The sequence below is a fragment of the Chromobacterium sp. Ag138 genome, assembly GCF_055181315.1.
In genome coordinates, this window is sequence record NZ_JBUPWA010000001.1 from 2487587 (window position 1) to 2500925 (window position 13339).

17 protein-coding genes and 1 tRNA gene are annotated in these 13339 nt (G+C 63.8%); 16 read left to right on the top strand and 2 right to left on the bottom strand.

Annotated features, from left to right (window positions below):
• Positions 1-22: 22 nt before the first annotated feature.
• Positions 23-925 carry a LysR substrate-binding domain-containing protein gene (locus ACY3GB_RS11380; RefSeq protein ID WP_463088840.1) on the bottom strand — a complete coding sequence of 301 codons (903 nt, stop codon included), beginning with the start codon at positions 923-925 and terminating at the stop codon, positions 23-25.
• A 111-nt stretch (positions 926-1036) separates the two neighbouring features.
• Between ACY3GB_RS11380 and ACY3GB_RS11385 the strand changes: the two genes are divergently transcribed.
• Both ACY3GB_RS11385 and fghA read left to right on the top strand, forming a co-directional pair.
• Complete coding sequence (locus ACY3GB_RS11385) at positions 1037-2176, top strand: S-(hydroxymethyl)glutathione dehydrogenase/class III alcohol dehydrogenase (RefSeq protein ID WP_463088841.1); 1140 nt, start codon at positions 1037-1039, stop codon at positions 2174-2176.
• Between the two features lie 5 nt (positions 2177-2181).
• A complete protein-coding gene (fghA, locus tag ACY3GB_RS11390) occupies positions 2182-3012 on the top strand; it encodes an S-formylglutathione hydrolase (RefSeq protein WP_463090935.1) in 831 nt (276 codons plus the stop codon).
• A 57-nt stretch (positions 3013-3069) separates the two neighbouring features.
• On the opposite strand, the gene ACY3GB_RS11395 is transcribed toward fghA, so the two are convergent.
• Positions 3070-3155 (bottom strand) — tRNA-Tyr (locus tag ACY3GB_RS11395).
• A gap of 152 nt (positions 3156-3307) precedes the next feature.
• Here ACY3GB_RS11395 and ACY3GB_RS11400 point away from each other — a divergent pair.
• From ACY3GB_RS11400 to ACY3GB_RS11465, 14 genes are all read left to right on the top strand, one after another.
• Positions 3308-4039, top strand: a complete 732-nt coding sequence (locus tag ACY3GB_RS11400; protein ID WP_463088842.1) for a Crp/Fnr family transcriptional regulator — start codon at positions 3308-3310, stop codon at positions 4037-4039.
• A gap of 111 nt (positions 4040-4150) precedes the next feature.
• Entirely contained in the window at positions 4151-4813 is a 663-nt protein-coding gene (locus tag ACY3GB_RS11405; RefSeq protein WP_463088843.1) for an RNA polymerase sigma factor, read from the top strand.
• A 175-nt stretch (positions 4814-4988) separates the two neighbouring features.
• Positions 4989-5492, top strand: coding sequence for a DUF2589 domain-containing protein (locus ACY3GB_RS11410; protein ID WP_463088844.1), 504 nt, complete (start codon positions 4989-4991; stop codon positions 5490-5492).
• 36 nt (positions 5493-5528) lie between these two features.
• The gene (locus ACY3GB_RS11415) at positions 5529-6203 is read left to right on the top strand and encodes a DUF2589 domain-containing protein (protein WP_463088845.1); all 675 of its coding nucleotides are present in this window, start codon (positions 5529-5531) and stop codon (positions 6201-6203) included.
• A gap of 67 nt (positions 6204-6270) precedes the next feature.
• A complete protein-coding gene (locus ACY3GB_RS11420; RefSeq protein ID WP_463088846.1) occupies positions 6271-7065 on the top strand; it encodes a bestrophin-like domain in 795 nt (264 codons plus the stop codon).
• A gap of 106 nt (positions 7066-7171) precedes the next feature.
• Entirely contained in the window at positions 7172-7411 is a 240-nt protein-coding gene (locus ACY3GB_RS11425) for a RebB family R body protein (RefSeq protein WP_011134288.1), read from the top strand.
• A 28-nt stretch (positions 7412-7439) separates the two neighbouring features.
• Positions 7440-8054 (top strand): hypothetical protein, encoded by a 615-nt coding sequence (locus ACY3GB_RS11430; RefSeq protein ID WP_463088847.1) that lies wholly within the window; start codon positions 7440-7442, stop codon positions 8052-8054.
• A 74-nt stretch (positions 8055-8128) separates the two neighbouring features.
• Positions 8129-9562, top strand: a complete 1434-nt coding sequence (locus tag ACY3GB_RS11435; RefSeq protein WP_463088848.1) for a patatin-like phospholipase family protein — start codon at positions 8129-8131, stop codon at positions 9560-9562.
• A gap of 256 nt (positions 9563-9818) precedes the next feature.
• Complete coding sequence (locus ACY3GB_RS11440; protein ID WP_463088849.1) at positions 9819-10226, top strand: hypothetical protein; 408 nt, start codon at positions 9819-9821, stop codon at positions 10224-10226.
• 29 nt (positions 10227-10255) lie between these two features.
• On the top strand, positions 10256-11311 hold the full coding sequence (locus ACY3GB_RS11445) for an extracellular catalytic domain type 2 short-chain-length polyhydroxyalkanoate depolymerase (protein WP_463088850.1): 1056 nt from the start codon (positions 10256-10258) through the stop codon (positions 11309-11311).
• An 11-nt stretch (positions 11312-11322) separates the two neighbouring features.
• The gene (locus tag ACY3GB_RS11450; RefSeq protein ID WP_463088851.1) at positions 11323-11829 is read left to right on the top strand and encodes a hypothetical protein; all 507 of its coding nucleotides are present in this window, start codon (positions 11323-11325) and stop codon (positions 11827-11829) included.
• A 28-nt stretch (positions 11830-11857) separates the two neighbouring features.
• Positions 11858-12298: a lysozyme gene (locus tag ACY3GB_RS11455; RefSeq protein ID WP_463088852.1), complete on the top strand. Its 441-nt coding sequence runs from the start codon at positions 11858-11860 to the stop codon at positions 12296-12298.
• Between the two features lie 89 nt (positions 12299-12387).
• A complete protein-coding gene (locus tag ACY3GB_RS11460) occupies positions 12388-12591 on the top strand; it encodes a hypothetical protein (RefSeq protein WP_463088853.1) in 204 nt (67 codons plus the stop codon).
• Positions 12584-13186, top strand: coding sequence for a hypothetical protein (locus ACY3GB_RS11465; RefSeq protein WP_463088854.1), 603 nt, complete (start codon positions 12584-12586; stop codon positions 13184-13186). Before ACY3GB_RS11460 ends, ACY3GB_RS11465 begins: the two co-directional genes overlap by 8 nt.
• The last annotated feature ends 153 nt before the right edge of the window (positions 13187-13339 follow it).

Consider the following 13339-nt stretch of genomic DNA (forward strand, 5'->3'; position numbering starts at 1 on the left):
GCTCCCGCAAAAGAATGCGCGATTATTGTCGCGCCCCGCCGGCTTGGCAAGCGCCGCCGGCCAGACTGTCGGCGAGAAAATCCACTAGCAGCCTCACCTTGGGGCTGAGCTGGCGATTATGCGGGTACAGCGCCCAGATGCCTTCCTCCGGCTCGGCGTAGTCGGCCAGCACCTCCAGCAGCGCGCCGCTCTCCAGGTAGGCCGCCACGTAGTAATCGGGCAGCTGCGCCAGGCCCATGCCGCGCACCGCGGCTTCGGCCAGCGGCGCGGCGGTGCTGCAGCGCATCCGGCCCTGCACCCGGAAGGTCTGCCGGCGGCCGTTCACCTGCAAATGCCAGCCATCGTTGCCGATCTGCAGGCACTGGTGCTGCAACAGCTCCTGCGGCCGCCGCGGCGCGCCGTGGCGGGCCAGGTAGTCCGGCGACGCGCAGACGTGGTGGCGCCGCTGCCCCAGCTTGCGCGCCATCAGCGAGGAATCGGTCAGGCGGCCTATCCGTATCGCCAGATCGTAGCCGTCGTGCACCAGGTCTTGCACCTGGTTGGACAGATCCAGGCTCACCTCCAGCAGCGGATAGCGCTGCATGAACTCCAGCACCAGCGGCGCGATGTGGCTGTGGCCATAGGCCAGCGGCGCGGTCAGCTTCAACTGGCCTTGCGGCTCGGCCTGCAACTGCGACACCGCCTGCTCGGCGTCCGCCAGCGACTCCAGCAGCTGGCGGCAGTGCGTCAAATACAACTCGCCGGCCTCGGTCAGGCTGAGCTGGCGGGTGGTACGGTACAGCAGCCGCGCGCCCAGCCTCTCCTCCAGCTGCCCCACCTGGCGGCTGACCTGGGCGATGGAAATGCCCAGCCGCCGGGCCGCCCGGGTAAAGCTGCCGCTGTCGGCCACGGCGGCGAATTCCTGCATCCCTTCCCAACTGGCCATTTTTTCTCCATGGAAAAAATCATTTACCAATTGGGCCGATTATCGACAACCGGCAAAAAAATACAATGGTCGATTACCCAGAAATCCGTCAATGTGGAAAAGGAACCGCTGATGAGCCAGGACATCATCCGCTGCAAGGCCGCCGTGGCCTGGGCCGCCGGCCAGCCGTTGAGCATCGAAGAGATTGAAGTGCATCCGCCCAAGGCCGGCGAAGTGCGCGTGAAAATGGTGGCCACCGGCGTTTGCCACACCGACGCCTTCACCCTGTCCGGCGAAGATCCGGAAGGCGTGTTCCCCTGCATTCTCGGCCACGAAGGCGGCGGCATCGTCGAATCGATCGGCCCCGGCGTGACCAGCGTGGCGGTGGGCGACCACGTGATCCCGCTGTACACGCCGGAATGCCGCGAGTGCAAGTTCTGTCTGTCCGGCAAGACCAATCTGTGCCAGAAGATCCGCGCCACCCAGGGCAAGGGCCTGATGCCGGACGGCACCAGCCGCTTCTCCAAGGACGGCAAGCCCATCTACCACTACATGGGCACCTCCACTTTCAGCGAATACACGGTGCTGCCGGAAATCTCGCTGGCCAAGGTGAACAAGGCCGCGCCGCTGGAAGAAGTGTGCCTGCTGGGCTGCGGCGTCACCACCGGCATGGGCGCGGTGGTCAACACCGCCAAGGTCAAGGCCGGCGACAGCGTGGCCGTCTTCGGCCTGGGCGGCATCGGCCTGTCCGCCATCATCGGCGCGCGCATGGCCGGCGCCGGCCGCATCATCGGCATCGACATCAACGAAGGCAAATTCGAACTGGCGAAGAAGCTGGGCGCCACCGACTGCGTCAATCCCAGCCATTTCGACAAGCCGATCCAGGACGTGGTCGTGGAAATGACCGACGGCGGCGTCGACTTCTCCTTCGAGTGCATCGGCAACGTCAAGGTGATGCGCGCGGCGCTGGAATGCTGCCACAAGGGTTGGGGCGAATCGGTGATCATAGGCGTGGCCGGCGCCGGCCAGGAAATCTCCACCCGCCCGTTCCAGCTGGTTACCGGCCGGGTATGGCGCGGCTCCGCCTTCGGCGGCGTGCGCGGCCGCACCGAGCTGCCGGAATACGTGGAGCGCTATCTGAAGGGCGAATTCCGCCTGGACGACTTCATCACCCACACCATGCCGCTGCAGCGCGTCAACGAGGCTTTCGAGCTGATGCACGAGGGCAAGAGCATCCGTTCGGTGATCCATTACGCGCCGGAGCCGGCATGACCGGGCTGGAGAAGATAGCCGACAACCTGGCCTTCGGCGGCCGCCAGCAGCAATGGCTGCACGACTCGGAAACGCTGTCCTGCCGAATGCGCTTCAGCGTGTACCTGCCGCCGGCGGCCGAGCACGGCAAGCTGCCGTGGCTGCTGTGGCTGTCCGGCCTCACCTGCAGCGACGAGAACTTCAGCCATAAGGCCGGCGCGCAGCGCTTGGCGGCCGAGCTCGGCATCGCGCTGGTGATGCCGGACACCAGCCCGCGCGGCGAAGGCGTGGCCGATGATCCGGCCTACGACCTGGGCCAGGGCGCCGGCTTCTACCTCAACGCCACCCAAGAGCCGTGGAGCCGCCACTACCGGATGTACGACTACGTCAGCCAGGAGCTGCCGGCGCTGCTGCGCCGCCATTTCCCGCTGAACGGCCGCTGCGCCATCGCCGGCCATTCGATGGGCGGCCACGGCGCGCTGGTCTGCGCGATCCGGCGGCCGCAGGACTACGTGTCGGCATCCGCCTTCAGCCCGATCTGCCAGCCCACCCAGGCGCCGTGGGGCCGCAAGGCCTTCGCCGCCTACCTGGGCGACGACGAGGCCGCCTGGGCCGAGTGGGACGCGAGCCTGCTGCTGGCCGAGCGCGGCTGCCCGCTGCCGCTCAGGGTGGACATCGGCCTGGCCGACGCCTTCCTGGCCGAGCAGCTGCGGCCGGACGCGCTGCAACAGGCGGCGCGCCGCGGCGACGCGCGGCTGGAGCTGCACCGCCACGCCGGCTACGACCACAGCTACTATTTCGTCGCCAGCTTCGTCGACGAGCACCTGCGTTTCCACGCCCGCCACCTGCTGGCCTGAGGCCGACCCAGGACGCAAAAAAGCCAGGCTCGAGAGCCTGGCTTTTTTGTTTGAGTCTGGTGGAGGGAGAAGGATTCGAACCTTCGAAGGCTTAGCCGCCGGATTTACAGTCCGGACCCGTTGACCGCTGGGGTAACCCCTCCAGAGCCGCGCATCTTATCGGCTCGCCCCCGGGCTGTCAACCTTGCCGGCGCCGTTTTTTGCTCGCCCCATCCCGATTCACAAGCCCTTCCCGCAGCCGTTTTCCTCTTGCAGGCGCGCCCGCGCCACCACTCAACCTGCTTACGGAAAAACGATGCCTCTCTCCACCCATCGCCCGGTTTGCAGTCTGATCTCCTCCCGCGCCCATACCGACCTCGCCGCCCTGCCGCTGCTGCGGGACGCGCCCGAGGCGCTGATCACCCATCTGGCGCGGCACGCCACTCCGGTTGACGGCAAACAGCGCAAACTGCTGTTCCTGCGCGGCGACCCGGAGAATTTCATCGGCCTGGTGCTGCGGGGCGGCGTCTATCACTCGCTGCAGGAGCCGGATGGGCACGAGGTGATCATGGACCGCACTCAGCCCGGGGAAATGGTGGGCGAAAGCGCCTTGCTGCAATCCGGACGCCGCAGCAGCAACGCGCTGCTAGGCAGCAACAGCCAGCTGCTGCTGCTGCATCAGCAGCACTTCGCGCCGTTGCAGGACTGCTCGCAGCTGATGAACCGAGTGCAGCAGCAATTGTGCGCGCGGCTGCAGCGCATCAGCAGCTTCGTTGAAACCGTGTGCCTGTACCGGCTGGAAGCCCGGCTGGCCCGCCACCTGCTGGCGGAAATGGAGCAGAGCGGCCGCCCCGGCCACGATGGCGTGACACTGCCGATGCCGGCCAACCAGGGCACGCTGGCCGCCATGCTCAACGCCAGCCGCCCGCGGCTGAACGCCCAGCTCAAGCAATGGCAGCGCGACGGCCTGATCCAGCTCTCCCGCCAAACGCTGCGGATACTCGATCCCGATAAGCTGTCCCGCATCGCTCGCCAGCTTCAGCCATGAAGATAAAGGAATATTTTTAACAAAAATAGCATTCATTTGTCACGCAAGAGACAGTTCCGTTATGCCTGTTCCGCCATCCTGCAATCCCAACCGTCATAAAGGATGGCCATCATGCAAAGCTTTCCCCAGGCAGCATCGGAATCCACTGACTCCAGCTTCTCCATGGTATGGCGGGAAATCCACGCCAAACTGCAGCGTCGCGCGCGGCATCTGTGCAAGGGCGATATCCACCGCGCCGACGAGTTGCTGTCCGACACCGCGTTCAAGGTGCATCTCTACCTGCAGCACTCTTCCGCCCGGGTGCAAAACCTGGCCGGTTTCATGTTCCTGGCGCTCAACCACGCCTTTCTGGACTTGAAGCGGCGCCAGCGCCGGGAAATCAAGGTCATCGATCCCGACTCCGATCCCGACGGCGATCAGGCGCTGTCCTGCACCGGCCATGGCCCCACCCCCGAGCAGCAATTGTCCCTGCGGCAACAGCTGGCCGAACTGGAATGCGCATTCGCCGCGCTGAACCCGGACCAGCAGCAGCTGTTCCAGCTGAAATTCGAAGAGGACCTGTCCTATTGCCAGATCGCCGCGCGGCTCGGCATCAACGAAGCGCTGGCCCGCAAGCGGGTGGAACTGCTGCGCAAGGCGTTGCGCAAGCAGCTGAACGCGGGTTTCACGCTCTCCGATAGCAGCCGTCCATATCAGCAGAAGCGCCAGCGGCAGTCCGCCGCCAATGGCCCGCTCTGCGCCCCCGGCGCCGACGACAAGGACAAAGCAGCATGAAATCCCTTCTCCACGCCATGCCGCTCCGGCTGCGCCGGTGGCTTCGCCTCCGGCATGTCCTCCCTCGACGGCCCGAGACAACGCCCCCGCCGCCTGCAGCGCGCGATGAACGCCGAAGCCGGCTGGACCGCCTGTCCCGCCTCACCCTGACCTCTCCCGACGAGGAGGGCCGGACATGACCGCCAAACTGGGCAGCCTGATCAGCGGCCTGAAACGCGCCGTGATCGAGGCGCAACGCAGCGTCTGCCACCAGCACATCGAGGAATTGCAGCAATTCTTCGTTCCGGACCAGGAGCAGGACCCGGCGCAAAGCTTCCCCGAGGGCGCCTGGACCGCCCGCATGGTAGGCATGAACGTGCCGCGCGAAGTGAGCCGCAACGGCGTGGTCACGATGGAGCACCACGAGGTTCAGGTGCCGCTGATCACGCTGCTGCCGCTGAAAAGCTTCGCCATTGAAAAAGTGGAGGTGCTGACCACGCTCAGCCTGTCGCTGGCCGAGCCGCCCGACGGCCAGCCGGACGCGGATGACGAGGCCGCCGACGTGCTGGTTTCCATGCGCAGGCAGGACGAACAGACCGCCGAAATCAAGATCGTCATCCAGGGTCTGGAACCGCCAGCCGGCTATCAACGCGTGGTGGCGGCCTACGAGAAGCTGTTGAACGCGCAGCTGCCCACCTAAGCGCCGCAGCCCCCCTCTTAAAAGAAAGGAAACACCATGGCCGATACCTCGGACAACAACCTGTTGAGCATGGCCCAGCAGTTTTCCGGCCTGCCGATGAAATCGCTGATCGGCGGGCCGTTGCAGGCAGCCGCCCAGGCGCAGCAGAGCCTGGCGATGACGCAGACCCAGGCCATTCTGGAAACCGGCTTCATCCGCCTCGCCGACCGCAATGGCAAGCTGACCGGCTACAAGCCGCTGACTGCCGCCATCGAGATGGCGTCCAGCCGCCCCGGCCCCGCCGGCCAGGCCTCGTCGGCGCTGACGCTCAATCTGCCGGTGCTCACCCTGATGCACATCCCGTCGCTGGCCATCAGCTCGGTGAACATCGCCTTCGACATGGAGGTGAAGTCCAGCTTCACCCGGGAAACCGACGAGCAGTCGGCGTCCAAGCTGGAAGCCGGCGCCGCCTGGGATGCCCGCGCCGGCTGGGGCGCCTTCGGCGTCGAGCTCAAGGGTTCGGTGTCTTACGACTCCTCCCACTCCCGCGACGACAAGCAGGGCGTCAGCAAGAGCAACGACGCGCGCTACCACGTGGAGGTGAAGGCCGAGCAGCAACCGGTGCCGGAAGGCCTGAGGCTGCTGCTGCAGGCCTTCGGCAAAAACATGGACATGGCGCAGGCGCCGCCCGACGCGCCGGCCGTCCCGCCGCCGGCCGGCGCCAAGAGCTGACCCCGCGGCGCGGCGGCAGACGATTCGCCGCCGCGCCCCTTCCGGAGGCCGTCACAGGATGAACCCCATGCTGCTCCATTTCATCTCCCTGCCCTCGTCGGCGCAAATCGCCTTGTGGGCGGCGTCCGGCTGCGCCTGCGCCACGCTCGTCCACCTGCTGCTGCGCAAGCTGGCGCCGGACCACGTCACCCAGAAACAGAGCGACGAGGTGGGCGTCATCATCGCCGTGGTCGGCATCTTCTACGGCCTGATCATCGCCGCGCTGCTGGTGCGGGCGATCAACCACTTCGACGCCTCGGCCGACATCGTCGAGCGCGAAGCCGAGCTGGCCGGCTCTCTCTACCGGATGAGCGCCCAGGGCCTGCCTTCGGCGCGCCAGCCGGTGAAGGACAATCTGCTGGCCTATCTGGACGCCGTCGTCGCCCGTGAGTGGCCGCGCCAACAAGGCGGGGAAGAAGTGCCAGCCGGCTCGCCCGAACTGGGCCGGCTGAGCCGCGCGCTGGCCGCCGTCCGCCCGGCCGACCGGCGGGAGGCTGAATATCTGAACCTGGCGCAGAACCAGCTGAACGGCCTCTACGCCAGCCGCCACGCGCGGCTGTCCGACCAGGCGATGACCATTCCCTGGGACATCTGGTCGGTCAGCCTGATCGGCGAAGTGCTGCTGATTTTCTTCGCCTGGCTGATGCACGTGCCGAGCAAGGGCGTGCACTTCTTCCTCACCTGCGCGATGGCCGCCTCCATCTCCATCGTGCTGGCCATCATCCTGATCTACGACACCCCGTTCTACGGCGACATCAGCGTGTCGCCGGAGCCGTACCGCAAGGCGCTGCGCGCCATCCGCGCCGACAGCCTGGACGGCTGAGCCTCGATAAACCGCCAGCCCCGTTCACACGCCGGCATCCGCCGCGTCCATAGGGCAAGCGCGCAGCAGCGTCCTCTTCATCCCCATTCGCGACCCAGGAGAAATCATGGCAGACAACACCGCAGTCAACGGACAGATCACCGACGCCGTCACCCAAACCAACGTCAAGGTGGTGGCGGAAGCGCCGGCCCAGGCGATGGCCTCGCTGTACCAGCTGGCCAGCCATTCCGCCGGCCTGGCGCTGCAGAACTCGGTCCACAGCCAGCAAGCGCTGAACCAGATTTCCAGCGCGGTGATTTCCAAAGCGGTGTCGATGATCCTGTCGATCGGCGAGAAAAGCAGTTGAGCCGCCATCCTTCACGGAGAGCTAGACCATGCCCTTCCCCAACTTCAAGAACCTGTTCGGCGCCAAACCGCCCGCCGGGCAGGACAGCGCCCAGCCCAAACCGGACCAGTCGACGGCGCCAGCCGCCAAGGGCGGCCCGGCCCAGCCCCCCGGACCGCCGCCCGCGCCGCCGCCGCCCAGCCCGATGCGCGGCTTCACCGGCCAGCTGAAAACCGCGCCGGACGGCAACCCGGACACCAGCGCGCTCAACAGCCAGATCGTGCAGGCGGTGCAGCTTTCCAACAGCGAAACCGCCGCCTACGCCGGCAGCCAGATCGCCGTCGCGCCCAACATGATGATCAGCCAGGCCGGCGGCCTGGTGGCGCAAGCGGGCGCCAACTACTTCGACAGCGCGAGCAAGCTGGCGCTGGCCAGCAAGAGCGTGCTGCTGAAGAACATGACCGAGAAATTCGCCAAGGAGGACCTCAAGGGCGCCGCCGAGGACGCGTTGGGCGTGCTGATCACCGACCTGCTGGTCGGCACCGCGGCGGCGGTGGCGGCGGCCGCCGGCGCGATGGAGGGCGAGGCGGCGCACTTCGCCTTGGACAAGATTGATCAAAGTTTGACCAAGTACCAAGCCTTACTCGACCAGCAGCATCACTGATCTCCCATTGAGACTCTTCGCATTCACCACCAAGGCCTATCGGATGAACAGGCCATCAAAACCAGGAGGACATCATGAGCGAAATTAATACTTTAGTTCTTGGGGGAGGAGGATCGAAAGGGATTGTCTACCCTCAGGCAATCGAAGTACTTTCCGACCCAAGCAATAAGCTGATCGACCTATATAAAATAAAACACATCATCGGCTCCAGCGCCGGCGCGCTCACTGGCTACATTCTGTGCATGGGCGGCACTACGACCGCCTTGAAATATCTATCCCCATCCATGTCGGAAGCCTTACCCTTTGCCAAGAAGGGGACTGAAGGTGCAAGCCTATTTAGGATATTAGTTGGAGGCGCATTAGGCCACAACTACACCGAAAGCGAACTTGATGGATCAAGCATACCGTCCATTCTGAACATTATTACTCGTGCCGCGCTTGCGAATGCCCTGACCAAGGTCAACACTGAGTTCAATAAGAAAAACATCACAAAGCCCAATACAAATTCATTCATTCGAGGTGAAGAGTGGAGCTATGAAGCTTACGACAGCCGGCTTTTTCTACCATATGAAATCCCAGGCGACCTTGGGGAGCTGGAATTAAAAGAACTCTATCTAGCGCTCGCTTCCGCATGGAAAGATCTCGACATATCGGGGTGCTACCTGGTCTCAACACACAGATATCTTCTCGCCATCTTTACCGCACTGGGCATCAATAGCGGTTGGAAGGAATTAACCGTCACATGCACCCGTTTATTTGGCGACCGGATAAATCAAGACTACATTCAATCATTAGAAAGCAACTTTGGCTCGCTAAATTACATTTCGTCAAAAGTAAGCGAATCTGCAAAGCTAAGAAGCACCACGGCATTCAACCAAGACAGAACAACCTGCCTGCTTTCCGCAGCAGTGGCCAGTGGATCCTATCCACTGCTATTCTCGCCTTGCTCCATCTCAGCAAACATCCACGACCGTTCAATCATCTACACCGATGGAGGATGCTTAAGCAATCTTCCTGCCGAAGCCATCCTTCACATTGGGGAAGTTAACAACTCCAAAGACGAGACTATTGCACTTGCAATTGGACTCAATTCTACGGACGAGATCGGAGAAACGTTGACCTTCATCCCCAAACACATTCTCCGAGCCATTTCAATCCGCTCATCATTCGGAAATAGAATAATCATCCCCAAGTCGAACTCATCATTCTCAATCAAAAAGAAGAAAATCATTCAATCAGAAATCATCGCCACTGAATCAAAAAATGGGAAATTATTCAAAGCCGAGAATTACAAAATATACTACGCAGCAAAACAACCCATCCATCCCATTAGCTTAACGCTAGAGTACAATGAAGAAAACATTAACAACCCTAAAATATCTGCTTCCATTGAAGACTATTGCACAACCATAAAACATCAATTTGAAGAGCTTCTAAAAGAAGAGCGCCGATTATCCATCCTCGGCTCGGAAGATCTCAAACTATGGGCAGATCAAAACGGAATATAAGTAAATCTCCAAGAACAGGCTGGCCCGACAAGGCCAGTCTGTTCCGCCAAGCCAGTCAAAAAAATTCCGCTTTCTCTGATGGAAAGCACACGCACCGCGATTCCATGCAATGCATGCATCCGTTTTTGTGAGCCGTTTTCAAGCCCCCCTCCCAAACTCTTCATTACAGCATAAACACCCAGTTTCTGATTTCACGACCACGCCACACCACCGTCCCCAGCAAGACAGTGCCCACGCCACCCAAACGCCCCACTTCATGGACACACCCGACCAAGACGCCAACGACGCCGCGCCGCGCGGCGGCATGCTGCGCGGCAGCATCCCGGAACTGAGCAAGAGCCCGGTGCACCTGCTGTCGGCCATCGTCACGCTGGCCGCGGACAAGCTGTGGGACGTGATGCTGCTGGATATGGCGAAGACGATGCCGCTGCAGGAAAAAACCCGCTTCTTGCTGTGCGCCGGTCTGCTGCTGCTGGGCTTCACCACCCTCAGCGCCTCGATGACCCAGCTCTGGGTGGACAAGGACGATCCGGGCATGGCGCTGGCCAAGGGGCTGGCGATGGGGATTCTGGCCGGACTGCCGTACTCGTTCGGGTCAACCGAGCTGGGGCTGCTGTTCATCGGCTGGTCCGGCATCAACGAGCTGCAGAAGCTGGAGAAATAAACCGTTCACTCACCGAAGGAGAACCCGCGATGCGCGTCACCCTCACCTCCCGCGGCCATTTGGCCGCCCTGCTCCTCGCCGCCGTCTGCGGCCAAGCGTCGGCCGCCGCCCCGCCGCTGCCCGCGCTGGGCGCGGACGCCAAGCAGAACACCGTCTCCGGCCTGTCGTCCGGCGCCTTCATGGCGGCTCAGTTCAGCGTGGCCCACTCGGCCAGCGTGGCCGGCGCCGGCATCGTCGCCGGCGGGCCGTTCTACTGCGCCGGCCTCGGCGTCCTGAACGGGCCGGAACGCTTCCTGACCACCGCCACCACCCAGTGCATGCGCCCGCTGGGCGCCGCCCCGTCCGGCGCGGCGGCCTGCCAGGCCGCGCAGAAATTCGCCGGCCAGGGCCTGATCGACCCGGTGGACAACATCAAGCGCCAGCGGCTGTACATCTTCACCGGCACGTCGGACAGCATCGTGCTGCCCAAGGTGGTGGCCCAAACACGCGCCTTCTACCAGAGCGCCGGCGTGCCCGACGCCCAGATGCGCTACGTGGACAACGTCAACGCCGGCCATGCGCTGATCACCGCCAACGCCACAGACCTGAAATGCCCGGCCAACGCCGCGCCCAATCTCAACAACTGCGGCTTCGTCCAGTCGCAGGACATCCTGCGCCAGCTGTACGGCAAGCTGAAGCCGCCCGCCGCCAAACTGTCCGGCCAACTGAAGGATTTCGACCAGACCGAGTTCTCCAAGAAAGGGTATACAGGGCTGTCCGACATCGGCCACGTCTACATCCCGGCCGCCTGCGCCAAGGACAGCTGCCGCGTGCACGTGGCCTTCCACGGCTGCACCCAGGAAGACAGCCGCATCGGCAACCGCTTCTACGCCACCACCGGTTACAACGAGATCGCCGACAGCAACCGCATCGTAGTGCTGTACCCGCAGATCCTCACCGATCCCAAACGCAACCCGCAGGGCTGCTGGGATTTCTGGGGCTACAGCAGCAAGGACCCAAGCAACCCCGACTACTACGCCAAGAGCGCGCCGCAGATGTCCGCGGTCCGCGCGATGGTGGACCGCCTGAACAGCCCCCGCAAATGAAGGAGAAAGCCATGGATCCCCAATTCCTGTCCGCCTGGATGCGGAACGTGAACGACGGCTGGCAGCGGCTGGCTCAAACCGGCCTGCCCGATGAGCGGGAGTGGAAAGGCGCGCTCAAGGCTTGGCTGGACAGCGGCCAGAGGTTGTCGGAATGGCAGCAGGAAGCGCAGCGGCAATGGACTGAAGACTGGCGCGCGCGCGCGGGCGCGGACTCGTTGCTGGCCTTCTACCGCCAATGCGACGAAGTCTGCACCGAGTTCGTCCGGCAAAACCTGCTCTGGCAGCTGGAGTGGAGCGCTGGACTGCGGCGCCAGGCAGGCGAGCTGGCGGGCTCTCTGCTGCAGACGCGGGGCGAGGGCGACGCGCTGCTGGCGCTCAACGCCGCCGTCCAGAGCGGACGGAAGGACTGGGACGAAAAACTGGAGATGTTGCAGCAGACGCTGAGCGAGCTGACGCCGGCGCTGGCGCAAAACCTGCAGCAATGGCTGGCGCCGCCCGAGGACGCGCCCGCCGCCTGAATTCCTCAACCGAAATGGAGAAACCGCCATGAAAACCAACCCAGCCGGCATCAGCCTGATCAAACAGTTCGAGGGCGTCCGCCTCATCGCCTACCAGGACATGGTTGGAGTCTGGACCATAGGCTACGGCCACACCGGTCCGGACGTGAGAGCCGGCATGACCATCACCCAGCAACAGGCAGACCAGTTGCTGGCCGCGGATCTGCAAACATTCGAAACCGGCGTCGGCAAAGCCGTGACCGTGCCGCTGAACGAAAACCAGTTTTCCGCGCTGGTCAGCTTCAGCTACAACCTGGGGCTGGGAAATCTGCGCAGTTCCACGCTGCTGCGCCTGCTGAACAAGGGCGACTACGCGGGCACCGCCGCGCAGTTTCCGCGCTGGGATCGGGCCGGCGGCCAGGTCGTGGCGGGCCTGCTGCGCCGCCGCCAAGCCGAACAGGCGCTGTTTCTGACGCCCGCCCCCTGCTGAGCTTCACAAGCCGCCTCTCCCCCCGTCCTGACAACAGCCCCCCGGCTCTGCCGCGGGCTGTTTTCGCATTCAATCTCCGGAGATACGCCATGCAAGACGAACTGAGCAATCTGCACGCCCATGTTTCCCAACTGCTGAGCCAGCACCTGAGCGACTGGGCCGGCGAACTGATGAACGGCGCGGCGGGACAGGACGACAGCCGCCGCCTTACCAAGCTGCGAGCGCTGCTGGCCACCCGCGATGCGCTGGCGCCGCTGCTGGGCGGCGAACAGCAGGATGCCAGTCATGGCTGAGACGCCGCTGAATCCCGCCCTGCGCCAGGTGGCGGAACAATACCTGGGCCGTTCCCTGCAACCTGAGGAAGAGCAGACGCTGGCAACCTTCCAGCAAAAGCTGCAAAACACCCCACAACCTCCGCAAAACGCGATTCAGCAAGCCCGCCAGCAGACACAGCAGGCCATCGCCCAGGGCCAGAGCCGCGCCGGCGCCAGCGTGCGGGACATCCTGGCCTCCATCCAGGCCAGTTCCAGCCAGGCGCTGCAGGTTCAGGAGGCCGAAGAGCAGGCGATTCTCAAGCTGCTGGAAGGCACGCAGGACCTGGCCGAGCTGCGCCCAGCCGCGCTGCAGCCGGCGATGGCAAGCCTGCAGCCGGGCAGCCAGCTGGCGCTCGGCCAGATCGCAGAGCATCTGTCCAACCTGGCTCGCCAGGAAGTGGAGAAGTGCTTCAACCAGTACTTCGGTCCACTATCCGCGCAACTGCAGGAGGTGGTGCGGAAGCTGCAAGCCCAGGAGGCCGCCGCCCAGATGGAGGCCGCGCAAAGCTCCACCGAGGCGGCCGCGGCGGAAAACGGCGTTCACAGCGACGATGCCGCGCCGTCCAAGCAGTAGCACCCGGACATGGCGTCCGCGCCGGTCGCCATGTCCGACGGTGCCCCTGTCAAACACACCGCATTCAAGGAGCCAAGCATGTCCTTCCCGACCACCGTCAACGACCAGATCACCGACGCCGTCACCCAGGCCAACGTCAAGGTGCTGGCCGAA